Here is a 22,753-nt window from a genome sequence, read left to right on the forward strand (position 1 = left end):
TCATCTGGGTCATCTCACGTTTGCTAACACGAGTTAGGCACTCTGGATGACCGACTCGCATCTCTCCCGCCGCGCACTGCTGCGCTACGGCGCCTACGGCGCGGGGGCCGCGGCGCTCGCCGGTACCGCCGCCGGCTGGGACCGGCTCACCGGCAATGACATTCCCGGCCGAGACGACGGCTCGCTGGTCGTCGCGACCCTGGGCTCCGCGTTCTCCCCGGCCGGGGTCCGCGCCCTGGTCGCGGGCTTCCGTGCGCTGCACCCCGACATCAAGGTCCGCGTCAACGCGGTACAGGCCGTGGACTGGCCGGACTTCTTCGCCAAGATCCTCACGCAGATCGCGGCGGGCACCGCGCCCGACCTGGTCTATGTGGCCACCGAGGGCGTGCAGTTGTTCGCCCGGCACCTGGGTGTGCCGCTGGACCGCTGGGTGAAGCGGGACGCGGCGGAGCTGAAGGAGTACTTCGCCGACGTCCATCCCTCGCTGGTGGAGTCGATGATGTACGAGGGCAGCCTGTATCAGCTGCCGATCGAGTTCAACGCGGCCGACATGTACTTCAACACGGGAGTGGTCCAGCGCGCGGGCGCGGACCTGCCGGCGGACGACTGGACCCGGGACGACTTCACCGCGCTGCTGCGCCGGATGAAGAAGGCCAACGACTCCCATTTCACGCCGTACTTCTGGACGAACCGGCTGTGGGGCGGGGTGGTGCCCTGGCTGTTCGCGAACGGCACCAACCTGCTCGCCGAGTCCAAGGCGCCGGGCGGCAACTGGCTGTGGGACGGCTTCTATCCGCCGGCGCAGCGGCAGGGGCGCGGGGGCGGCTTCCGCTGGACGACCCCGCAGGCCACGGACGGCCGGGTCGAGGAGACGTACGACTATCTCACCGCCCTGATCCAGGAGGGGCTGTGCACACGGCCCGAGGGCGGCAACGGCCAGAACCTCATCGGGGTGTTCTCCACCGGCCGGGTCGGCGTCACGCCCGCCGGCGGTTTCTGGGCGGGCGGTCTGCATCTGGCGGGCATGCGCGACGACGCCTTCGACGTGCGCTACTTCCCGCGCTGGCGCACCCAGCGGCACCAGTTCGGCGCGGCGGGTTACGCGCTGCTGCGCACATCGAAGAAGCGGGACGCGGCCTGGGAGTTCATCAAGTACTCGGCCCGGCTGGACACCCTGACCGAGCTGTTCTCGACCAACCAGACCACCCCGGCCCGCCGTTCGATGCTGACGGCGGCCCGCTACCGGGAGACCGGCCCGGCGCACTGGCGGGTCTTCTACGACACCCTCGACAAGTTCCCCGACACCGGACCCATCCCGGCCCCGCCGCAGGTCGCCGAGGTGACCCAGGTGCTGCTCAAGCACACCGGGACGGCCCTGGCGAGCCCCAGCTCGGTCAGGCCCGCGCTACGGCGGATGCAGGGCGATCTGGAGAAGGCCATGGAGCGTGACGTATGACGGACACGACGGACACGACGGACACCCGGATCGCCACCGTGTCGCCCCAGGCCGCGCCCCCGCCCGTGGCGGCCGTCCGGCGCCCGGCGCGCGAGCGGGGCTCACGGCTGCTGGCGGCGCTGTTCCTGGCCCCGACGGTGGTCGGGATCGTGGTCTTCACGGTCGTACCGATCATCGGCTCGGTCGTGTTGAGCCTCTTCCACTGGAACGTGATCGACTCGCCCGGTTTCGCCGGAACGGCCAACTACCGCGAGGTGTTCACCGATTCGACCATGCTGGTGTCCTTCCGCAACACGCTCGTCTTCATGGTGTTCGCGGTCGCGGCGCAGCTGCTGATCGCGTTGGCACTCGCGCTCACGCTGAACGGCCGGATGCCGGGCTGGCTGCGATCGGTCTTCCGCTCGGCGTTCTTCTTCCCGCTCGTGCTGTCCGCGGCGTCCATCTCGGTCGTCATGAAGTACTTGTTCAACCAGGACTTCGGGGTGATCAACTGGTTGATCGGGTTGTTCGGGATCGCTCCCGTGCCCTGGCTGACCTCGGAGCACGGCGCGATGGCCACAGTGATCATCGTGTACGTCTGGCAGCAGTTCGGCTTCTCCTTCCTGCTGTTCGTGGGCGGACTGAACAACATCCCGAAGGAGATCCACGAGGCGGCCGCCCTCGACGGCGCGAGCGGGCTGCGCAAGCACCTCGCCATCACCCTTCCGCTGCTCTCCCCCACCCTGCTCGTGGCCTCGGTGGTCGGCATCATCAACGCCCTGCAGGTCTTCGAGCAGCCGTATGTGCTCACCGACGGCGGTCCCGGCGACTCCACCCGGACGGTGGTGATGGTCATCTACGAGAAGGCCTTCGAGCAGCTGCGGTTCGGCGAGGCGTCCGCGGTGGGCGTGCTGCTGTTCGTGCTGATCATGGCGGTGACCGCCGTCCAGTTCCGGCTCAGCCGGCGTTTCGTCCACTACCAGTGAGCCGGGTGATCCCCTTGAGCCAAGCAACCCTGCCCCTCAGCCGCTCCCGATTCACGCTCGGGCGCGCCCGGTACTCGCTCGGGCCGTGGGCGCGGATCGCCGGGCTGACCGTGTGCGCCCTGCTCACGCTCGGCCCGGTCGTGTGGACCGTCTCCACCTCGCTGCGCACCCCGGCGGACTCGTTCAACCTGCCGCCGCAGATCATTCCGTCCCATCCGAGCACGGCCGCCTACCGCGGTGTCTTCGACCAGATCGATGTGTGGCTGCTCGCGCTCAACTCGACCCTCGTGACCGCTTTGATCGCGATCGGCCAGATGATCACCGCGGGGCTCGCCGGTTACGCGTTCGCCCGGCTCGACTTCCGGTTCAAGAAGCCGCTGTTCGGTCTGGTCCTGGCGACCATGATGGTCCCCCTCCAGGTCACGATCGTTCCGGTGTTCCTGGTGCTCAAGTCGATGGGTCTGACCGACACGCTGCTCGGTCTGATCATTCCGGCGTTTCCGACCGCGTTCGGCACCTTCCTGATGCGGCAGTACTTCCTCGGCATGCCGAAGGACCTCGGCGAGGCGGCGATGCTCGACGGAGCGGGGCCCTGGCGGATCTTCCGGTCCGTGTACGCGCCGCTGGCCAGGCCGGGCCTGGCGATCGTCGGCGTACTGGCCTTCAACTACCACTGGAACGAGTTCTTCCGCCCGCTGATCCTGGAGACCTCCGGCCAGAACTACACGCTCCCCCTGGGCCTGGTCTCCCTGCAGGGCAATCTGGGCACCGGCTCCATCTCCGTCGTACTCGCCGGTGTCGTCCTGTCGATGATCCCCGCCGTCGCCGTGTTCGTCGTCGGCCAGCGCCCTCTGCGCGAGGGCATCACCTCCGCAGGAGTCAACCGTTGAGCCCCGCACGCCCCACCCCGGACCCGGCCGCTCCCCGCTTCCGGGTCCGTCCGCCCGCGGGCTGGGTCAACGACCCGAACGGGCCGTTCCGTTGGCGTGGCCGCCATCACCTCTTCTACCAGCACAATCCTGCCGCTCCGGTGCACGCGAACGTCCACTGGGGGCATGTCTCCAGCCCCGACCTGGCGCACTGGGAGCACCATCCGATCGCCCTGACCCCGACGCCGGGCGGCCCCGACGAGGCAGGCTGCTGGTCGGGCTGCGTGGTGGACGACGACGGCGTCCCGACGGCCGTGTACACCGGTGTCGACCACACCCACACCGGTCTCGGCACCATCTGCCTGGCCCGCGCGGCGGATCCGGGCGACGAGCGGCTCGTGGAGTGGCGTCCGCTGCCCGAGCCGGTGGTCGCGGCGCCGCCCGCCGGGCTCGACGTGGTGATGTTCCGTGATCCGTTCCTCTTCCGGTACGCCGGCCGGCGCTGGGCACTGGTCGGAGCGGGTCATGCCGACGGCACTCCGTCGGTGCTGCTGTACGACTGCTCGGAGCTGACCCGGTGGCGGTTCGCCGGCGTCCTGCTGAACGGCCACGACCCGGTCGCCGCCGACGCCTTCGGCGACAAGGCGGTCGGCTGGGAGTGCCCGCAGCTCTACGAGGCGAGCGGCGGCGGTGCGCAGGTGCTGGTGGTGTCCCTGTGGGACGGTGCACCCTGCTCGACCGCGTATCTGACGGGCCGTCTGGAGGCGGAAGCGGAGGGCGGGTTGCGGTTCACCGCCCGCACCGGGGGCCGGCTGGACCAGGGCCGGGACTTCTACGCGCCCGCGGTCCGTCAGGAGCCCGGGCGGGCCCTGATGTGGGGCTGGTCGTGGGAGGCGCGGGAGACACCGGAGGTGCTGGCGGCGGGCTGGGCGGGCACGCTGACCGCGCCGAGGGTGGTCGACGTCGGTCCGGACGGCTCGCTGCGGGTGACACCGGCTCCGGAGCTGGAACTCCTGCGCGCGCCCGATCCGTTCGCGACGGCGCCGGGCCGGGTGCCGCTCCCGGCGTCGTACGACCTCACCGTCACCGCCCGCGGACGTACGGCCGTCACTCTGCTGCGGGCGGCCGACCGGGCGCTCACCGTCCGGCTGGACCCGGCGACGGGCATCGTCGTCCTGGACCGCGGCGGCTGGCCCCGCACGGGCGCCGAGGGCGCGGCGGCGATCACGGTGCGGGTGCCGTCCGGCCCGTCCCTCACCGTCCGGGTCCTCGTGGACGGCTCGCTCCTGGAACTCTTCGTCGCGGACCGGGCGATGGTGACCGAGCGGGTCTATCGCCGCCCGGACGACGTCGCCGAGCTGGTGGTCGACGGGGACGCCGAGGTCAGCGGGTGGGAGCAGGTCCCACCGAGGCGCGGCTGACCACGGGGCAGGCGAGCCGCCGTACCGTGGCGGGCGGGGTGCGGCCGGTGTCGATGGCGTCGAGCAGCAGCCGGGCCGCCGCCTCGCCCATCGCCCGGTGCGGCAGCGCGACCGTGGTCAGCGCCGGGGTGAGGAAGGCGGCCATGTGTTCCTGGTCGTCGTAGCCGACCACGGACAACTCGCCGGGTACGGCGATCCCGAGCCGGGTCGCGGCATGCAGCACGCCTGCCGCGACCCGGTCGTTGTAGCAGAAGATCCCGGTGGGCCGGTGCAGCGGGTCGGTGCCGTCGAGCAGCCGGGTCGCGCCCTCGTAGCCGCCGGTGATCTCGCCTCCGGTGCGTACGACCCATTCCCTGGGCACGGTGACGCCCTCGGCGCGCAGGGCGTCCCGGAAGCCGCGCAGCCGCTCCACGGAGGCGATGTCGTCCTGCCCGCCGACCAGGGCGAGCCGGTGGTGCCCGGCCTCCAGCAGCAGTCGCGCGGCGCTGCGCCCGCCCGCCCGCTCGGCCGGGATGACGGCCGGCAGCGAGTCGTCCTCGGGCAGGCAGTTGGCGAGGACGGAGTGGGTGCGGTGCAGGCCCTCGGGGATCCGGACCCGGCGCAGGGACATGGCCGCGTAGATGATGCCGTCGACGCGCCGGTCGAGGAGTTCGGCGACGGCCGCGTCCTCCTTGGCCGGGTCCCCGCCGGAGTCCACGGTGAGCACGAGGTGGTCGCTGTCCCAGGCGGTCTCCATCGCGCCGCGCAGCAGCCGCCCGGCGAACGGGGAGGAGGCGATCTCGTCGGTGACCAGCCCGATCACGGCCGTACGACGGCGGCGCAGGCCGCGGGCGACCGGGTCGGGCCGGTAGCCGAGCTGGGCGGCGGCCTGCCGGATGCGCTCCTGGGTGGCGGGCGAGAGGTTGCCCTCGGCGCGGCCGTTGAAGACGAAGGAGACGGCGGTGTGCGAGACGCCGGCGAGCCGGGCGACATCCCGTGAGGTGGGCCGTCCGCCGCCCCCGCCGCCCCGCTCCGTGCCGCCGCCCATGCCGTCCGCTGCCCTCTCCCCACCCGTCCGCTTGATCACCGCTCACCCTATCCGTGAGGCTGGAGGGACGACACAGTCGAGGGAAGGTCCCATCGTGAACGGTATTGCGGCGCACACGCTCAACGACGGTACGACGATCCCCGCCATCGGCCTCGGCACCTGGCCGCTCGATGACACGGCGGTCGAGCGGGCCGTACGCTCCGCGCTCGGCCTCGGCTACCGGCTGGTGGACACCGCGACGAACTATCGCAACGAGACCGGTGTCGGGCGGGGCATAGCCGGCGGCGGCGTTCCGCGCGAGGAGCTGGTCGTGACCACCAAGCTGCCCGGCCGCCACCACGGCTACGAGGAGACGCTCGCCTCCTTCGAGGAGTCCCGGCGGCGGCTCGGCCTGGAGTACGTGGACCTGTATCTGATCCACTGGCCCAATCCCCGGGTCGGCAAGTACGTCGACTCCTGGAAGGCGATGATCAAGCTGCGCGAGGACGGGCTCGTCCGCTCGATCGGTGTCTCGAACTTCACCCCGGAGCACATCACGCTGCTGGAGAAGGAGACCGGTGTGCTGCCCTCGGTGAACCAGATCGAGCTGCACCCGCTGTTCCCGCAGGAGGAGCTGCGCGCCTTCCACGCGGACCTGGGCATCGTCACCGAGAGCTGGAGCCCGCTGGGCCGGGGCAGCGGGCTGCTGCACGACCCCGCGGTGGAGCGGATCGCCACGGCGCACGGGGTGACACCGGGCCAGGTGCTGCTGCGCTGGCACATCCAGATGGGTGCGCTGCCCATTCCGAAGTCGGCGGATCCGGGCCGGCAGCGCGCCAACCTGGACGTCTTCGGCTTCACGCTGGACTCCGACCAGCTGGCGGCGATCACCCGCCGCGCTCCGCGCCGGCTCGGTGGCGATCCCGAGCGGCACGAGGAGTTCTGAGCCGGCCGCGGGCCCTACTGCTCCTCGATCCGCTCCCGCGCCCCGCCCTGCCCGGCGCCGTCGCCCGGGGGCGCGGCAAGGCTGCCGAGGATGTCCAGCAGCTCGGCGCTGCGGCTGCCGGGCCCGGCGTGGAAGACGACCAGGATGAGTCCGTCGGTGCCGTCCACGGACAGCTTGGTCGACTGCAGGTCGAGGTCGCCGACCTGCGGATGGGTCAGATGGCTCACCCGGCCGCGGCGGGGCCGTACCTCGTGCCGGGCCCACAGGGTGCGGAAGCGTTCGCTGCGCAGGGACAGCTCGCCGACCAGGTCGCGCAGCCGCGGATCGTCCGCGTCCGCCCCGGCCTCGGACCGCAGCACGGCCACGCCCTCCTCGGTGAGGTCCTCCCAGTCCCGGCGCAGCTCGCGCTCGGCCGGGTCGAGGAAGACGGCCCGCAGGATGTTGACGCCGGGCCGGTAGTTCGGGGTGAGTGCGGTGGCGAGGGCGTTGGCGGACAGGCAGTCGGTGTAGCGGTTCTGGACGTAGGCGGGGTTGCGCGGCCAGCCGTCGATGAGCTGGAGCAGGCTCGCCGGCACCTGCCGGGTACGGCGCGCGGACCGTACGCCGGGGCTGGGCCGGTCCTGGGCGAGGCCGACGAGGTGGGCCGTGGCGTCGGCGTCGAGCCGCAGCACGCGGGCGATGGCCTCGATGACCTGCACGGACGGGTTGCGGTCCCGGCCCTGCTCCAGCCGCAGGTAGTAGTCGGAGCTGATGCCGGCCAGCATCGCGACCTCCTCGCGGCGCAGCCCCGGCACCCGGCGCAGTCCTTCGCCGGGCAGGCCCACCTCCTCGGGCCGCACCAGCGCCCGGCGGGCGCGCAGGAACTCGCCGAGCGCGTTCGATCCGTCCATGGCCCCACGGTACGGCCGCCCGGGCGGCGGTGACTGGCCCTGCCACTCCCAGGATCACCGGGGTACTGCCTCGGCGGACGTGTGGGGCGCAAGGTGGAGAGCGAGGCCGCGGGAAGCCCCCGGCGGCCCGGACACCCTGAGCATCTGCGTGAGGTACGACATGACTGCACAACGCGGCGGCACGATCACCCCGGCCGACGGTCTGGCCCTGACCCGCGTCGGCTACGGCGCCATGCAGCTGGCCGGGCCGCATGTCTTCGGCCCGCCGAAGGACCGCGACCGGGCCGTGGCGGTGCTCCGCGCGGTGGTGGAGGCGGGCATCACGCACATCGACACCGCCGACTTCTACGGGCCCGTGGTCGTCAACGAGATCATCAGGGAGGCCCTGCACCCCTACCCCGAGGACCTGCACATCGTCACCAAGGTCGGCGCCCGCCGGGGAGCCGACGGCAGCTGGGTCCTGTCGCGCCATCCCGAGGACCTGAAGGCGCAGGTGTACGACAATCTGCGGAACCTCGGTGTGGAGTCCCTGGACGTCGTCAATCTGCGGGTGGGTGATGTGGACGCCCCGAACGGGGACTCGCTGGCCGAGCAGTTCGGCGCGCTGGCCGAGCTGCGGAAGCGGGGGCTGGTCCGGCACCTGGGGCTCAGCACGGTAACCGCAGCGCAGCTCGACGAGGCCCTGGCCATCGCGCCGGTGGTGTGCGTGCAGAACCTGTACAACCTGGCCAACCGGCAGGACGACGCGCTGGTGGAGCGCACGGCCGCGGAGAACATCGCCTTCGTGCCGTACTTCCCGCTCGGCGGCTTCAGCCCGCTGCAGTCGGAGACGCTCGCGAAGGTCGCCGCCCGGCTGGAGGCGTCGCCGCAGCAGGTGGCGCTGGCCTGGCTGCTGCGCCGGTCGCCGAACATCGCGCTCATCCCCGGTACCTCCTCGCCGGAGCACTTGCGGGAGAACATCGCCGCCGCGAGCCTGGTGCTGCCGCAGGACGCGGTCGCCGAGCTGGACGGCATCGCGGGCTGAACGGCCGGTGCGGGGTACTCGGGGCCCAGGACCCGGACGCACGGAAGGAGCCGCACGTGGCTGCGGAGGACCGGCTGCGGACGTACCGTGGCAAGCGCGACTTCGAGCGGACCCGTGAGCCGTCGGGGCAGGAGCCCGGGGCCCGGGGCGACGAGCCGCATTTCGTGGTGCAGATCCATGACGCGCGGCGGATGCACTTCGACTTCCGGCTGCAGGTCGAGGACGTCCTGAAGTCCTGGTCGATCCCGAAGGGGCCGTCCACCGACCCCGGGGACAAGCGGCTGGCCGTGCCGACCGAGGACCATCCGCTGGAGTACGAGGACTTCGAGGGCGTGATCCCGAAGGGCGAGTACGGCGGTGGCACGGTGATCGTGTGGGACCGCGGGACCTATGAGCCGCTCAGCCACGACCGCAGGGGTCGGCCGGTGGAGTTCGCGGAGTCCCTGGAGGGCGGGCACGCCACGTTCCGGCTGCGGGGGACGAAGCTGCACGGGGAGTATGCGCTGACCCGGTTCCGCGGCGGTGCGGACGAGGAGGAGGCGTGGCTGCTGGTGCGCAAGGGGCCGGCCCGGTCGGACGGCCATGGCACCCCCGATCCCCGGCGGGCCCGCTCCGTGCGCACCGGCCGTACCCTGGCGCAGGTCGCGGCCGACGGCGAGAAGTGAGCGGCGGTGCCGGGCCGGTGCCGTGACCGGTGGCGGGACCGATGGCGGCTCGGGCAGCGGTCCGGAATCACGAGTTCCGCCTCCAGTGATCAGCTGCCGTCTGCGGTGATCAGGTGTCGGGCAGTGCCTGCTCGGCCCAGATCGTCTTGCCCCGGCCGGTCTGTCTGCTGCCCCAGCGCTGGGTGAGCTGGGCGACCAGCAGCAGTCCGCGGCCGCCCTCGTCGTAGGCGTGCGCCCGGCGCAGGTGCGGTGAGGTGGAACTGGCGTCGGAGACCTCGCAGATGAGCGCGCGGTCGCGGATCAGGCGGAGCTGGATGGGCGGTTCGCCGTAGCGGATGGCGTTGGTGACGAGTTCGCTGACGACGAGTTCGGTGATGAAGGCGGCCTCGTCCAGCCCCCAGGCGGTCAGTTGCTCGCCGGCCGCCTGCCGGAAGGCCGCGACCTGGGCGGGGTCGGGCGGGACGTCCCAGGTGGCGACCCGGTCGGCGCCGAGGGCGCGGGTGCGTACGAGCAGCAGGGCGACGTCGTCGCTGTGCTGGTCGGGCAGGACGGCCTTGAGGACGCTGTCGCACAGGGCCTCGAGGGAGGCGGCGGGTGCGCTGAGGGCGCGGCGCAGTTCGTCCGTCGCTCCATCGAGGTCCCGGTCGCGGTCCTCGACCAGGCCGTCGGTGTAGAGCGCGACGACGGATCCCTCGGGCAGTTCCAGTTCCGTCGCCTCGAACGGCAGCCCGCCGACGCCGAGGGGTGGACCGGCGCTCATGGGGACGGACTCGGCGGTGCCACCGGGCAGGACCACGGCCGGGGCCGGGTGGCCAGCCGCGGCCAGGCTGAGCCGGCGGGAGACCGGGTCGTAGACGGCGTACAGGCAGGTGGCGCCGAGTTCGGCGACCTCCTCGCCGCAGTCCCCGCCGGCCAGGTGGGTGACCAGGTCGTCCAGGTGTGTGAGGAGTTCATCGGGTGGCAGGTCGACATCGGCGAGGGTGCGTACGGCCGTGCGCAGCCGGCCCATGGTGGCCGAGGACTGGATGCCGTGGCCGACGACGTCGCCGACGACCAGGCCGACCCGGCCGCCGGAGAGCGGGATGACGTCGAACCAGTCGCCGCCGATGCCGGCCAGCGATCCGCAGGGCAGATAGCGGTGGGCCACCTCGACCGCGACCTGTCCTGGCAGGCCTCTGGGCAGCAGGCTGTGCTGGAGGGCGAGGGCGGTGGTGCGTTCGCGGGCGAAGCGGCGGGCGTTGTCGATGCAGACGGCGGCGCGGCTGCCGAGTTCCTCGGCGAAGACGGCGTCGTCGGGGCCGTAGTCGTCGGGGTGGGCCATGCGGACGCAGACCGCGACGCCCAGGGTGGTGCCGCGGGCCCGCAGGGGCACCGCGATCAGGGAGTGGACGCCCTGCCGATAGGGGCGGCCCTCCGGCGAGCGCGCGTTGCGTTCCGCGAGCCATTCGACGAACTCCGGCTCACCGGCCTGGCTGAGCACCGCGTGGCCCTCGCGCAGGGCGCGGGCGGGCGGTGAGTCCGTCAGATAGACCTCGGTCTCGCCGATACGGACCGCCGCGCCGGGGTTGCCCTCGCAGGTCGAGCCGTGGGCGATGCGGTGCAGGACGACACCGGCGTCCGGGATCATGGGCGGCTCGTCCGCGCCGAGCACCCAGTCGAGCAGGGCGACGCTGGCGAAGTCGGCGTAGCGCGGGACGAGGATGTCGATCAGTTCCTCGGCGGTGCGCACCACGTCCAGGGTGGTGCCGATGCCGGTGGCCGCCTCGTTGAGCAGGGCGAGGCGGCGCCGGGCCCAGTACTGCTCGGTGCTGTCGAGGGCCGCCATGGCGACCCCGGTCAGCTCGCCGGAGGCGGCGCGCAGCGGCCACATCTCGATGCTCCAGAGATGCTCCCGGTTCAGTGCGGGGGCGCCGGCGAAGCTCTCGTAGCGGATGGGCCGCCCGGTCTCGGCGACCTCCTTGAGATGGCGCAGGAAGCCCCGGTTGTACTCGGCGTCCTCCACGGTGTCCGGGAAGAAGCGGCCGGTCAGCGCGGCCTCGGGGACGCCCATGACCTTGCAGGCGGTGTCGTTGAGGCGCAGATAGCGCTGCTGGAGGTCGAAGACCGACATGGACATGGAGGCCTGCTCGAAGGCCTCGGCAGCCAGGGGGGTGCCGGGCGGGCCGGCCGGGCCGGCCGTGACGACGAAGCCGGTGGGCCGCCCGTCGGCTCCGGCGACGGGGCAGGCCGTGACGGTCAGCTCGATACGGTGGCCGTCACGGTGCCGCAGCACGACGGTGCCGGCCCGCGCGGCGAGGGTGTGGTCCGGGATGTCCTCGGCGAGCAACTCGGTCGCGGGCCGGCCCACGACGTCCGCGGCCGGACGGCCGGTGAGCCGCCGCGCGCCCTCGCTCCACCCCGTCACCGTGCCCAGGGCGTCGATGACCGCCACGGCGGCGCCATGCTTCATACGCCCCAGGATGTTCCGATTGCCCCGGCACATCAAGCGCGGGAACGTTACGGAGCAGCCGGCGCGGGGCGGGCGCTGTTCAGCCCTTGTGGGTGCGCAGGGCGGCAAGAGCCCGGTCGGCGTGGGTGTTCATGCGCAGCTCGCTGCGGACGATCTCCAGCACCGTGCGGTCCTGGGCGATCACGAAGGTGACACGTTTGGTGGGGGCGAGGGAGAACCCGCGCTTGACGCCGAACCGCTCGCGGACCATGCCGTCGGCGTCGGAGAGCAGCGGCATGCCGAGGCCGTGCCGGCCGGCGAACTCCTGCTGCTTGTCGACGGTGTCGCCGCTGATGCCGACGGGCCGGGCGCCGACGGCGGCGAACTCGGCGGCGAGGTCACGGAAGTGGCAGGCCTCGGCGGTGCAGCCGGGGGTGAGCGCGGCCGGGTAGAAGAACAGCACCACCGGTCCGTCGGCCAGCAGCTCGCCGAGCCGGCGAGTGGCGCCGGTCTCGTCGGGCAGGGCGAAGTCCTCGGCCTTGTCCCCGACCTCGATGCGTTCCGTCATGACCGTCCCTCCTCGCCCGGGCGCCTGCCGCCCGGGCCCTCCTCGCACCGGGCGAGCTGCCGGCGCCACGGCACCGGCGATACCTCCGGCGGCGCGGCCCGGTGCCGCGCCGGATATTACTGGACGGTAAGCGTGAGGGTGCCCCCCTTGGCGCAGGACGTCGGCCGCCCATCTGGAGCCGCCGCTCAGTCCTCGTCACCTGCGCGGCCTCGCGCCGCCCGGCCGCCGGGCATCCGCTGCGTGTCGCACTGGCCGCCGGGCGTCGCGGGCGTGCTGGAATCAGCGGGTCCACCGCCGTTCCCGAGACCGGAGGAACCCATGGCCTTCGCCGTCGTCGCCCAGTACCAGTGCGCCCCCGCCGACGCGGACACCGTGCGCGACGCGCTGCGGAAGATGCGCGAACTCGTCCCGTCGGAACCCGCGAACCTCGCCTACGAGGCGCACGAGGTCGTCGACCGGCCGGGGGCGTTCATGCTGTACGAGCGCTACACCGACCGGGCCGGCTTCGAGGCGCACAAGGAGACGGACCACTTCGCGGAGCTGATCCGGGCCACGGTCTTCCCGCTGCTGAAGGAGCGGACCATCACCTTCACCGAGACGCTCTGACCCGTCACCCGGACGTCCGCCGGGACGCGCGGGACGGCGGAACACCGCCCGGCCGCGGGCCGGACGGCCTGCGCCGCGGGGTGCCCGTCCCCTGGGACGTCCCGGCCGTCCCCGGGGACAGCGGGACGGCATTCTGACGGCCCGTCATGGAAACGCTGGCTGTCGTGATCACCGCTCGTGGTCACGAGAACGACAGCCGGAGGTTGCCATGATCCTACGGAGTCTCAAGAGCGGTCTGCTGGCCACGGTCGCGGTGCTCGCGTTCCTGCCCACGGCGGCCGGGTCCACCGCGGCGAGCGCCGCCAGCCAGCACCCGGTGCCCGGCGCCGTCGCCCGGGACGACGCCCACCACCGCACCCACCACCACGCCACGCACCGCCACCACCGCCGCCACGCGCACCGCGTGCACAGCGCCCACCGCCTCGCGCCCCAGGGAGCCGTGTACCGCTCCTTCGGGCAGTCGATGGCCTACCGGCTCTCCATGCACATGGCGCCGTACCGTCTGCAGTACCGGCTCGCGGCGCAGCCGGTGGCGCACCGTCACCTTCCGCCCGTCACCGGCCGGGTCGCCACGCGGCACCTCAGGCTGAACGTCCGCTCCGGCCCGGGCACCGGCTACCGGGTGATCGGCCACCGGCAGAAGGGCCGGCACCTGACGCTCATCTGCCGGACGCACGGCTCCTGGGTGCACGGGAACCGCACCTGGTACCGGCTGCCGCACCATGCGGGCTACGTCTCGGCCCACTACGTCCGCGCCAACCGCACCGTCCCCTGGTGCTGACGCCACGACTCCGCCGCACCACCTAGCTACCGAAGGCCCGTTCGACGATCCCCGAACGGGCCTTCGGTGCGCCCGCACACCTCACCCTCCTCATACCTCACCGGGCGTTGCAGTCGCCGCACCACTGGGAAGCCATTCCGGCAACAGGGGCTAAAACGCCCATAGCGGAAAGGGAGTCGAGGACGCACGATGCGGCACCCCCAAGCGCCGACCACACCGGACGAGCCACTGGTGGTGGGACTGCGCGAACTGAAGGACCGTACGGGGCTGAGCCTCGCGGCGCTGGCCTCTCGCACCCCGTACAGCAAGTCCGCGTGGCACCGCTATCTGTCCGGCGGCACGCCGCCGCCGAGGCCCGCCGTGGAGGCGCTCTGCCGGCTCGCCGGCGCCGATCCCGAGGCCGTACTGGCCCGGTGGGAGACGGCCGACGTCCCACCGGCCGCGGCCACGGCGGCGCCCGAGCAGCCCGGCCGGACGCGGCGCCTCCTGCGGATGCCGTCCTGGCGGGCGCCCTGGCTTCCGCTGTCCGGGCTCGCGCTGTTCGGCGCGGCAACGGCTGTGGCCGCAGCCCTGACCCTGTCCGCGCGGCCGGCTGCCTCGCCCGCCGTCCATCCCCCCTCGGTCGTGCCCCGCTGTCACGGCCGGTCCTGCCAGGGCGAGTTGCCCGACGCGTCGGCCTGCGCCAGGGACGCGCGGACCACGAGCACCGTCGCCGACCCCGCCTACTCCGTCCGGCTGCGTTTCTCGCCCGCCTGCGGGACCGCCTGGTCCGAGGTGAAGCTGCGGTCGGCCAAGGCGCGCGAGGTGTCGGTGCGGGCCGGACAGGACGTGCTCTCGGCCGGCTATCCGGCCGCCGACTCCGCCGGATACAGCAGCCCCATGCTCTCGGTGTCCTCACCCCGGGGCGTGGAGGCCTGTGCCGAGGTGGACGGGGAGCTGGCCTGCACGGGCCTGGACGTGGAGCCCAACGGTCAGGAGTGAGGCACAAGGGGGCGGTGCGCGGGCGGTGTCCGCGTCCGCCGGGACAAGTGGGGGCCCGTGCGACGCGGCGGCCGCTGAGCGCCCCCCTGACCTCAGGCGACCCGACGCAGCGCCTGCGGGGTGAGGTCGGCGAGGGCCGGGTATCCGTCGACCGCCATCAGCAGGTCCGCCTCGGCGAGCAGGGAACGCAGTACGTGCACGAGCCCGTCGACGCCGCCGAGCGCGAGGCCGTAGGCGTAGGGGCGGCCGACCGCCACCGCGGTGGCGCCGAGGGCGAGTGCCTTGATGACGTCCGCCCCGCTGCGGACTCCCGAGTCGAAGATCACGGGCAGTCCGTCGGCGGCCTCGACCACCTCGGGCAGCGCGTCGAGCGCCGCCAGGCCTCCGTTGGCCTGCCGGCCGCCGTGGTTCGAGCAGTAGACGCCGTCCACGCCCCCGTCCCTGGCGCGGCGCACGTCCTCCGGGTGGCACAGGCCCTTGACGATCAGCGGGAGTGTGGTCAGCGACCTCAGCCACGGCAGGTCCTCCCAGGTCAGGGGGTTGCCGAACACGCCCGCCCAGTGCAGCACCGCGCCGCCCGGGTCCTGCTCCGGGGGTTGGGCGAGGGCGGCGCGGAAGACCGGGTCACCGGTGTAGTTCGCCAGGCAGTGCCCCCGTAGCTGGGGGAAGTTGCTCGTCGACAGATCCCGGGGACGCCATCCGGTCACCCAGGTGTCGAGCGTGACCACGATCCCGCGGAACCCTGCCTGCTCGGCGCGCTTGACCAGACTCGCGGCCAGGTCCCGGTCCGTGGGCGTGTAGAGCTGGAAGAACCCGGGCGTCGAGCCGAATTCTGCGGCCACCTGCTCCAGCGGGTCCACCGAGAGCGTCGAGGCGATCATCGGCACGCCGGTGGCGGCCGCCGCGCGAGCGGCGGCGAGGTCGCCGTGCCCGTCCTGCGCGCACAACCCCAGCACTCCGATCGGCGCCATCAGCAACGGCGAGGGGAGGGACAGTCCGAACATCGAGACCGACAGGTCGCGCTGGGCCGCTCCCACGAACATCCGCGGGACCAGCGCATGACGGGCGAACGCGGCGACGTTCGCCCGCTGTGTGTGCTCGTCTCCGGCCCCGCCCGCCACGTACGACCACACCGACGGGGACATCACCGCGCGCGCCCCCGCCTCCCAGCCCTCGAACGTCATGGGGAAGCGGGGCAGGACCCCGCGCAGCCCGTCGAGATAGATCTCGTTCTGATACTCGCCGAACCCGCCCACCGCTCTTCTCCCTTTTCCTCGACTGCGTCGGAACGTGCCTGTCTCTGGGGTGACCGCATGGTGCGGAGCAGCTCGATCGCCCCGTACCGGCGGCGAATTCCACAGAGTAGCGAGGATCACCGGCTCTCGATCGACCGGTCCGGGCGGCGCCGCGCGGGTCGTGGCGATCAGCCAGGCGTCCTGCTGGTCGGCGCGGCGAGCCGCTGCTCGGTGCCGCTGCGCCGTTCGGGCCGCCGGGCCGAGCGCAGGGGCGGCGATGCCGATGAACACCGTGGAGGACACTCCGGCGAGCGCCAAGGCGGTGAAGCCCAGTCGCCGTTGCCCGCGCCGAACAACCGGCCGCCCAGCCAAGGCCCGAAGACGGCGCCGAAGCGGCCCATGCCCGAGGTCCAGCCGACGGCTGTGGCGCGGTGAGCGGGGGTGGAGCGGAGGGAGACGTTCGCGTAGATCATCGTCTGGGCGCCGTTGAGGAACACGCCGGTCACGAAGACGACCAGGAAGGTCGGCCCCAGCGGCATGTGCACGCCGAGCAGGAAGACTCCGGCCGCGGTGAGCGCGAACCAGATCGCCGAGACGCGCGCGGGGCCGATGGGGGTCCCCCTGCACGAGCGGAGCCGAGCGTGGGGGAGGTCGGAGGCTTGGCCAGCGAGGAGAATGCCGGCTATGCCACCGAGGTCGAACAGCACGACGAAGGTCAGGGCGGAGCCGAGGTGGTAGCCCTCGCCGCGCATGAGGGTGGGCAGCCAGGTGGCGACGCCGTAGACGAGGAGGAGTCCGCCGAAGGAGGCCAGCCAGTAGAGGAGGGTCGGATCCACTCGCCGTCACGGAAGAGGCCGAGCAGGGCGCCCGTGGGGGTCCGGAGGTCGGCCGGGGCCGTCGGGGCGGCCACGGCGGGGAGTTCGGCCTCGTAGCGGCCGGCGAGGGCGCGCGCCTCGTCGGTACGGCCCTTGGCGACGAGGAAGCTCAGTGTCTCGGGCATGACCTTGGCGAGAACCGGCACGAAGAGCAGCGGCGCCACGCAGACCCAGAAGGCGGACCGCCGGCCGTACGGCTCCACGAGCCACCTCGCCACCTAGGCGGAGAGGATGCCGCCCGTGTGGTGGGCCGTCATCAGGGTGCCGATGGTCAGCGCGGCCCGGCCGCCGCGGGCGTAGTCGCCGACCATGCTGATCGCGGTGGGCAGCAGCCCGCCGAGGCCGACGCCGGCGAGGGTCCGGCCGAGGCCGAAGACGGCGACCGAGCCGGACAGCGCGCAGATCCCGGAGGCGGCCAGCGAGAACAGGGTGACGCAGCCGGCCATCAGCTTCTTGCGGCCGACGCGGTCGGCGACGGTGCCCGCCGTGAGCGTGCCCACCACCATGCCGAGGGTGGCGTAGCTGCCGAGGTCACCGGCCTGGCCGGGGTGAGCCCGAGGGCCTTGGTCTGCAGCATGTGCGGCAGGACCGAGCCGTGGACGAACATGTCGAGGCCGTCGAAGAGGACGGCCAGCCAGCACAGGGCGACGACCAGCCCAGGGGACGGCCGCGCGTGGCGTCACTCCACCGGTGGGGTGCCGTGGGTGTGGAAGGACTCGATGGTCTTCAGGCCCCACGCCTGCGCCTTGGCCCGCTCGGCCTCGGTCCAGGTGATCAGCGGCCAGTCCGGGGCGAGGACGAGCCGGGTGAGCGGGTTGCCGAGCTGGTCCAGTCCTCGGTGTACACCACGTCGTACGACTTGTTCGTGAAGGTCAGCCAACGGGCGGCGATCCGGCCGGAGTCGAGCCTGATCTGCTCGGTGGGCCGGGCGCCGAGCACATGCTGCTGGAACTCGACGCTCGCGAGCACATCGGCCGCCAGGAAGTTGATGTGGTCCAGACGGCGAACGCCGACTCCCCGGTTGGGCTTGGCCTGCGGCTGGTTCTTCAGGGCGGGCTTCAGCTCCTCGGGGGCCTGACAGTGCTCGCTCTCCCCGTACAGGGCGTGTCAGGCTGGGGTGCTCGTAGTCGTCGAAGGTGCGCAGGTGGACGGTGTCGCCCTGCTGCCCGTTGACAGTGAGTCCGAGGTAGTCGGTGAAGAAGGTGACACTGGCGTCCAGGTCCGGGGTGAACAGCTGGGCGTGAGCGACATGGGCGATGTCACCGAGGGGCGGAGCCATCGTTGCCTCCAAAGGGCTGCGCGGGTGCGGTGGCAGCGGCGCGGGGGAAGACGGTGCCGTCGAAGATCTTGCGGGCGGTGCGGACGACGGCGGTGCGGCGCGCCATGGGCGCCTCCGGATCGGTGTCCGTTTCGATGTCGGTGTCGATGTCCAGGAAGCCCGTGGGGTGCTCGATGCGGACGGGGATGAAGGTGCGGGTGGTGACCGCGCCGCCGGAGCGGGGCGGAGCGAGCAGGGTGAGCTTGGGGACGGTGGCGCCCTCGACGTCGCCCAGTCCCATCAACGGTCCTGCGGCCAGCCGGATTTCACGGAGGCGGCCGGTGAGCACCGGGTCCGCCTCCAGGTCTTCGGGGGACTCGTATCCGGTGACACGCAGCGCGGCCGCGAGGATCAGCACGGTCGGCATCCCGTTGTCGACGCAGGTCACCGTGGTGCCGCCGGCGGTGTCCCGGACGTTGCCGGTGGGCAGCAGGGGCGTGTCGCCGGCCGGGAACTCGATCACCACGGGCGCCGCGGTGCCGGGCACGCCCGCGATCTCGGCGGTGCCGGTGTAGTCGACCCGTCCTCCGGGGGTGAGGAAGGTGGCGATCGCCGGCTCCCCCGTGTTCAGCATGCGGATGCGTACGGAGGTCTCGCCGTCACCGGGGGCCACGTGCCCTCGCTCGACGGCGAACGGGCCGACTCCGACAAGGAGGTTGCCGCAGTTCTGACGATCACTCACCTCCGGGCGGTCAACGGCGACTTGGAGGAAGAGGTAGTCGACATCGGCGTCCGGGTCGGTCGAGGCGGAGACCACCGCCACCTTGCTGGTGAGCGGATGGGCCGCCGAGGCCGTCGATCTGGCGCGGGTCGGGGCTGCCCATGATGCGCAGCAGCAGGTCGCCCCGGAGGGCCGGGTCGGCCGGCAGGTCCTCGGCCAGGAAGTACGCGCCCTTGGAGGTGCCGCCGCGCATCAGCACGCAGCGCACCTCCGTGGGTCCGGTCACGCCCCGGCTCCGTCCCGGTCCTCGGCATTCGCCCGGACGTACGTGTCGTACGAGGCGTAGGTGACGCCGAGTCGGGCGAGCTTCTCGCGCAATCCGTAGTGGTCGAGGCCGAGTTGGCCGTCCTGGAAAGCGGCGCGGGCGGCCGCCTCCTTGGCCTCACGGGCCTCTGCGGCCCGGGCGGCGCGGGCGGCGCGGGCGGCGCGGGCGGCCGCGCGGGCCTGCTCGCGGGGTACGACCACGGCGCCGTCGTCGTCGGCGAGGATGACATCGCCGGGGCGGCCGACCTGGCCGCTGAGGGCGACGGGGACGTTGACCGAGCCGCCGGTGGCCTTCACGGTGCCCTGCGCGCTGACGGCACCGCGGACCAGGCGGGGAAGCCGAGTTCGCCCGGCGACGGTGTCCCCGGCGGCCCAGGCTCCCGCGCCCGGTAGGCCGGCCGGCGTGGCGACCATGTTCGGCAGCGGCCTGTCCAACCAGACCGGCGCGGCGATCGGGTCACTGGCCTTCCCGGTCCTCGGCCCGCTCGGGGTGGTGGCGGTACGCCAGTACGTCGCCGCGCTGGTCCTCGTGGCCGTCGGACGGCCGCGGCTGCGCGAGTTCACCTGGCGGCAGTGGTGGCCGGTGCTGCTGCTCGCCGGGGTCTTCGGCACCATGAACCTGACCCTGTACAGCGCGATCGACCGGATCGGCCTGGGGCTGGCGGTGACCCTGGAGTTCCTGGGGCCGCTGAGCATCGCGCTGGCCGCCTCGCGGCGCCGGCTGGACGCCGGGTGCGCCGTGCTCGCGGCGGCCGGAGTCGTGGTGCTGATGCGCCCGCGGCCGTCCACCGACTGCCTGGGGATGGGCCTGGGCCTGGTGGCCGCCTGCTGCTGGGCCTCGTACATCCTGCTCAACCGGATCGTCGGGCGGCGCGTCCCGGGCGCGCAGGGTCCGGCGGCGGCCGCGTGCGCATCCGCGGTGACCTTCCTGCCGGTCGGGATCCTCGTCGCCGTACGCATCCGCCGACGGCCGGGGCCCTCATGTGCGCGGTGGCGGCGGGGGTGCTGTCGTCGGCCGTGCCGTACCTCGCCGATCTGCTCACCCTGCGCACGGTGGCGGCCCGGACCTTCGGCCTGTTCATGAGCGTCAACCCGGTGCTGGCGGCCGTGGTCGGCTGGGTGGTCATCGGACAGGGGCTGGGCCTGCCGGAGTGGACGGGGATCGGGGCGGTGGTCGCCGCGAACGCGGTCAGCATCGCGACGACCCGCACCTGACATCACCTCACGCACCGGCGGCACGGCGCCGGTTCACAAGGTGTGCTGCGGACCGTGCGGGCGCGGCGAGTCAGCGAGCGGGGCCGACCGGGGCCAGCCACAGGCCCACGATCGCGTCCGCGAGTCCGTCGGCCGCCTCCGCCCAGGTGGCGCGCGGGGTCGGGGTGCCCTCGGCGAGGGCCCGTTCCCGCTCGGCGCAGGTGTGCAGGATCAACAGGCGGACCATCTGGCCGCGTTCGGCGTGGACCTCGGGCGGCAGCTCCGGGAGGGTGCGGTTCAGTCCCTCGATCGCCTGCCGCAGTGCCGGTGAGACCAGGGACTCCTCGACCATGATCTCGTGCAGCGCCGGATCGGTCATGACCTGGGCGCAGAACCGGGCGTACCAGGTAGGGCTGCCGAGCCCGGCCAGATGCTCGGTGACCGGGCGCACCAGGCAGTCGACCCAGTCGCGTACGTCGGCGGAGTCGCCGGCCGCGGCGAGGGCCCGCACCCTGAGCGCCTCGATGCGCTCGGCGTGCCGGCGGGCCACCGCACGGACCAGGTCGGCCTTGGTGCCGAAGTGGTAGCCGACCGCCGCGTTGTTGCCCTGGCCGGCGGCCTCGCTGACCTGGCGGTTGGAGACGGCGTACACGCCGTCTTCCGCGAACAGCCGCTCCGCCGCGGCCAGGATCGCCTCCCGTGTCGCGCTCACCTGCTCGGCCCGCGCCGTCCGCTGCGCCATGGTCACCACCGCTCCGGGACTGTGCATCGTCCCGGAGCGGTCAGTCCCGCACATCGCCCCGGGGCCTCGACCGGGGCGGCGAGGTCCAGCCGAAGAAGCCTACGTGCGTCCCTGCCCCGCCCGGGACAGGCCCCGCGCACTGCGCTCTGCGGGCCCGCTAAAGTAAGTCAATCAATTGACTTAAATGATGCCCTCTTCGAAAGGTCCCCCATGACCGAGATCCCCGTCCGGTCCGGCGAGGCCGGCAGATCCGTTCCGTCGCGGCCCGATGCCGTGGTCGCGGTGCTGGCCCTCGCCGGTATCACCGTGTCGCTGATGCAGACCCTGGTGATCCCGATCGTTCCGGAGCTGCCCGGCTATCTGCACGCCTCGCCGTCGAACGCCGCCTGGGCGGTCACCGCCACCCTGCTGGCCGCCGCCGTCGCCACTCCGGTGGCGGGCCGGCTCGGCGACATGTTCGGCAAGCGGCGCCTGCTGCTGGTCAGCCTGGTGCTGCTGGTGGCCGGCTCGGTGGTCTGCGCGCTCAGCGACACGCTGGTCCCGATGATCGTCGGCCGTGCGCTGCAGGGTCTCGCCGCGGCCGTCGTCCCGCTCGGCATCAGCATCATGCGCGACGAACTTCCGCCGGAGCGGCTGGCCGGCTCGACCGCGCTGATGAGCGCCTCGCTCGGCGTCGGCGGTGCGCTCGGCCTGCCCGCCGCCGCGTTCATCGCGGACCACTACGACTGGCACGTGCTGTTCTGGACCTCCGCCTCCCTCGGTGTCGCCGCCTTCGCGCTCGTGCTGGCCCTGGTGCCGGAGTCCGGAGTGCGCACCGGTGGCCGCTTCGACCTCGTCGGGGCGCTCGGCATGGCGGTCGGCCTGGTCTCGCTGCTGATCGCCATCTCCAAGGGCGCCGACTGGGGCTGGGGCAGCGGCACCACGCTCGGTCTGTTCGCGCTCGCCCTCGTCGTCCTCGTGGCGTGGGGCCTCTTCGAACTGCGCACGGCCGCGGCGCTGGTCGACCTGCGCACCACGGCCCGCCGCCAGGTGCTCTTCACGAACCTGGCGTCCATCGCGTTCGGCTTCTCGATGTTCGCGATGTCGCTGGTCCTGCCGCAGCTGCTCCAGCTGCCCACGCAGACCGGCTACGGCCTCGGCCGGTCCATGCTCACCGTGGGTCTGGTCATGGCCCCGCAGGGCCTGGTGATGATGGCCACGGCGCCCGTGTCCGCCATGATCACCAAGGCCCGGGGGCCGAAGATCACGCTGATGACCGGAGCCGTGATCGTCGCCGCCGGCTACGGCCTCAACATCGTGCTGATGAGCGAGGTCTGGCAGCTGATCCTGGTGTCCTGTGTCATCGGCGCGGGCGTCGGCTTCGCCTACGGCGCCATGCCGGCCCTGATCATGGGCGCCGTCCCGCCGTCGGAGACGGCCGCCGCCAACAGCCTCAACACGCTGATGCGGTCCATCGGCACGTCGGTGGCGAGCGCGGTCGCCGGGGTGATCCTGGCGCAGCTGACGATCAGCCTCGGCGGCCACGCGCTGCCGTCCGAGAACGGCTTCAAGGTCGTCATGGCGATCGGCGCGGGCGCGGCGCTCCTGGCCTTCGTCCTCGCGTCCTTCCTCCCCCGGGCCCGCCCGACCGCTGCGGCCCCGGCACCGGCGTCCACGGAGCCTTCGGCGGAGGCGGTCGGCTGAGGACGAGCGGAGTGGAGCCGCACGGATCGCGCGTGAGGGGGCGGCGCACGGGCGCCGCCCCTGCCCCACGGGACAGCCCATGCGACCACACCGCGGCCACCCCGCGCCCCACTCC

General features: G+C 72.8%; 19 protein-coding genes and 4 pseudogenes. 12 read left to right on the forward strand and 11 right to left on the reverse strand.

Annotated features, from left to right (window positions below):
• The first annotated feature begins 46 nt into the window (after positions 1-46).
• The 4 genes from AB0L75_RS20085 to AB0L75_RS20100 are packed head-to-tail and all read left to right on the forward strand — an operon-like array spanning position 47 to position 4,711.
• Entirely contained in the window at positions 47-1,456 is a 1,410-nt protein-coding gene (locus AB0L75_RS20085; RefSeq protein ID WP_365182515.1) for an extracellular solute-binding protein, read from the forward strand.
• Positions 1,453-2,421 (forward strand): sugar ABC transporter permease, encoded by a 969-nt coding sequence (locus AB0L75_RS20090; protein ID WP_365182516.1) that lies wholly within the window; start codon positions 1,453-1,455, stop codon positions 2,419-2,421. Before AB0L75_RS20085 ends, AB0L75_RS20090 begins: the two co-directional genes overlap by 4 nt.
• 14 nt (positions 2,422-2,435) lie before the next feature.
• Positions 2,436-3,311 (forward strand): carbohydrate ABC transporter permease, encoded by an 876-nt coding sequence (locus AB0L75_RS20095; RefSeq protein WP_365182517.1) that lies wholly within the window; start codon positions 2,436-2,438, stop codon positions 3,309-3,311.
• Positions 3,308-4,711: a glycoside hydrolase family 32 protein gene (locus AB0L75_RS20100; protein ID WP_365182519.1), complete on the forward strand. Its 1,404-nt coding sequence runs from the start codon at positions 3,308-3,310 to the stop codon at positions 4,709-4,711. Before AB0L75_RS20095 ends, AB0L75_RS20100 begins: the two co-directional genes overlap by 4 nt.
• Here AB0L75_RS20100 and AB0L75_RS20105 read toward each other — a convergent pair.
• Positions 4,674-5,738: a LacI family DNA-binding transcriptional regulator gene (locus AB0L75_RS20105; RefSeq protein ID WP_365182590.1), complete on the reverse strand. Its 1,065-nt coding sequence runs from the start codon at positions 5,736-5,738 to the stop codon at positions 4,674-4,676. The two genes, AB0L75_RS20100 and AB0L75_RS20105, sit on opposite strands and share 38 nt — an antisense overlap.
• Before the next feature lie 94 nt (positions 5,739-5,832).
• On the opposite strand from AB0L75_RS20105, the gene AB0L75_RS20110 reads away from it, so the two are divergent.
• Entirely contained in the window at positions 5,833-6,663 is an 831-nt protein-coding gene (locus AB0L75_RS20110) for an aldo/keto reductase (protein ID WP_365182521.1), read from the forward strand.
• A gap of 14 nt (positions 6,664-6,677) precedes the next feature.
• Here the strand turns inward: AB0L75_RS20110 and AB0L75_RS20115 are convergent, their stop codons facing one another.
• Positions 6,678-7,553: a helix-turn-helix transcriptional regulator gene (locus AB0L75_RS20115; protein ID WP_365182523.1), complete on the reverse strand. Its 876-nt coding sequence runs from the start codon at positions 7,551-7,553 to the stop codon at positions 6,678-6,680.
• A 160-nt stretch (positions 7,554-7,713) separates the two neighbouring features.
• On the opposite strand from AB0L75_RS20115, the gene AB0L75_RS20120 reads away from it, so the two are divergent.
• Together AB0L75_RS20120 and AB0L75_RS20125 are read left to right on the forward strand one after the other, a co-directional pair.
• Entirely contained in the window at positions 7,714-8,577 is an 864-nt protein-coding gene (locus AB0L75_RS20120; protein WP_365182525.1) for an oxidoreductase, read from the forward strand.
• A gap of 56 nt (positions 8,578-8,633) precedes the next feature.
• Positions 8,634-9,242, forward strand: a complete 609-nt coding sequence (locus tag AB0L75_RS20125; protein WP_365182527.1) for a DNA polymerase ligase N-terminal domain-containing protein — start codon at positions 8,634-8,636, stop codon at positions 9,240-9,242.
• Between the two features lie 109 nt (positions 9,243-9,351).
• Here the strand turns inward: AB0L75_RS20125 and AB0L75_RS20130 are convergent, their stop codons facing one another.
• Together AB0L75_RS20130 and AB0L75_RS20135 are read right to left on the reverse strand one after the other, a co-directional pair.
• Entirely contained in the window at positions 9,352-11,691 is a 2,340-nt protein-coding gene (locus AB0L75_RS20130) for a SpoIIE family protein phosphatase (protein WP_365182528.1), read from the reverse strand.
• 79 nt (positions 11,692-11,770) lie between these two features.
• Entirely contained in the window at positions 11,771-12,238 is a 468-nt protein-coding gene (locus AB0L75_RS20135) for a peroxiredoxin (RefSeq protein WP_365182530.1), read from the reverse strand.
• A gap of 318 nt (positions 12,239-12,556) precedes the next feature.
• Between AB0L75_RS20135 and AB0L75_RS20140 the strand changes: the two genes are divergently transcribed.
• The 3 genes from AB0L75_RS20140 (at position 12,557) to AB0L75_RS20150 (ending at position 14,606) form a co-directional block, all read left to right on the forward strand.
• Complete coding sequence (locus AB0L75_RS20140; RefSeq protein ID WP_365182532.1) at positions 12,557-12,844, forward strand: putative quinol monooxygenase; 288 nt, start codon at positions 12,557-12,559, stop codon at positions 12,842-12,844.
• A 208-nt stretch (positions 12,845-13,052) separates the two neighbouring features.
• Positions 13,053-13,625, forward strand: a complete 573-nt coding sequence (locus AB0L75_RS20145) for an SH3 domain-containing protein (protein ID WP_365182534.1) — start codon at positions 13,053-13,055, stop codon at positions 13,623-13,625.
• A gap of 189 nt (positions 13,626-13,814) precedes the next feature.
• A complete protein-coding gene (locus tag AB0L75_RS20150; protein ID WP_365182536.1) occupies positions 13,815-14,606 on the forward strand; it encodes an XRE family transcriptional regulator in 792 nt (263 codons plus the stop codon).
• A 92-nt stretch (positions 14,607-14,698) separates the two neighbouring features.
• Here AB0L75_RS20150 and AB0L75_RS20155 read toward each other — a convergent pair whose 3' ends face one another.
• From AB0L75_RS20155 to AB0L75_RS20180, 6 genes and pseudogenes are all read right to left on the reverse strand, one after another.
• Complete coding sequence (locus AB0L75_RS20155) at positions 14,699-15,862, reverse strand: alpha-hydroxy-acid oxidizing protein (protein WP_365182537.1); 1,164 nt, start codon at positions 15,860-15,862, stop codon at positions 14,699-14,701.
• Between the two features lie 167 nt (positions 15,863-16,029).
• Positions 16,030-16,677 (reverse strand): hypothetical protein, encoded by a 648-nt coding sequence (locus tag AB0L75_RS20160; protein WP_365182539.1) that lies wholly within the window; start codon positions 16,675-16,677, stop codon positions 16,030-16,032.
• A 257-nt stretch (positions 16,678-16,934) separates the two neighbouring features.
• Positions 16,935-17,222, reverse strand: a complete 288-nt coding sequence (locus AB0L75_RS20165) for an MFS transporter (protein WP_365182540.1) — start codon at positions 17,220-17,222, stop codon at positions 16,935-16,937.
• 173 nt (positions 17,223-17,395) lie between these two features.
• Positions 17,396-17,995, reverse strand: a pseudogene (locus AB0L75_RS20170) (VOC family protein).
• Positions 17,976-18,981, reverse strand: a pseudogene (locus AB0L75_RS20175) (PrpF domain-containing protein). The pseudogenes AB0L75_RS20170 and AB0L75_RS20175 overlap by 20 nt, the downstream one beginning before the upstream one ends.
• Positions 18,978-19,366 (reverse strand): annotated as a pseudogene (locus AB0L75_RS20180) (4-carboxy-4-hydroxy-2-oxoadipate aldolase/oxaloacetate decarboxylase); the annotation flags it as partial. The pseudogenes AB0L75_RS20175 and AB0L75_RS20180, both read right to left, overlap by 4 nt.
• Before the next feature lie 65 nt (positions 19,367-19,431).
• On the opposite strand from AB0L75_RS20180, the pseudogene AB0L75_RS20185 reads away from it, so the two are divergent.
• Positions 19,432-20,234: pseudogene (locus AB0L75_RS20185) on the forward strand (EamA family transporter).
• Positions 20,235-20,304: 70 nt separating this feature from the next.
• On the opposite strand, the gene AB0L75_RS20190 reads toward AB0L75_RS20185, so the two are convergent.
• Positions 20,305-20,955 (reverse strand): TetR family transcriptional regulator, encoded by a 651-nt coding sequence (locus tag AB0L75_RS20190; RefSeq protein ID WP_365182542.1) that lies wholly within the window; start codon positions 20,953-20,955, stop codon positions 20,305-20,307.
• A 210-nt stretch (positions 20,956-21,165) separates the two neighbouring features.
• Between AB0L75_RS20190 and AB0L75_RS20195 the strand changes: the two genes are divergently transcribed.
• A complete protein-coding gene (locus tag AB0L75_RS20195) occupies positions 21,166-22,638 on the forward strand; it encodes an MFS transporter (RefSeq protein WP_365182544.1) in 1,473 nt (490 codons plus the stop codon).
• The last annotated feature ends 115 nt before the right edge of the window (positions 22,639-22,753 follow it).

The sequence above is a fragment of the Streptomyces sp. NPDC052101 genome (genome assembly GCF_040680235.1).
Classification (GTDB): domain Bacteria; phylum Actinomycetota; class Actinomycetes; order Streptomycetales; family Streptomycetaceae; genus Streptomyces.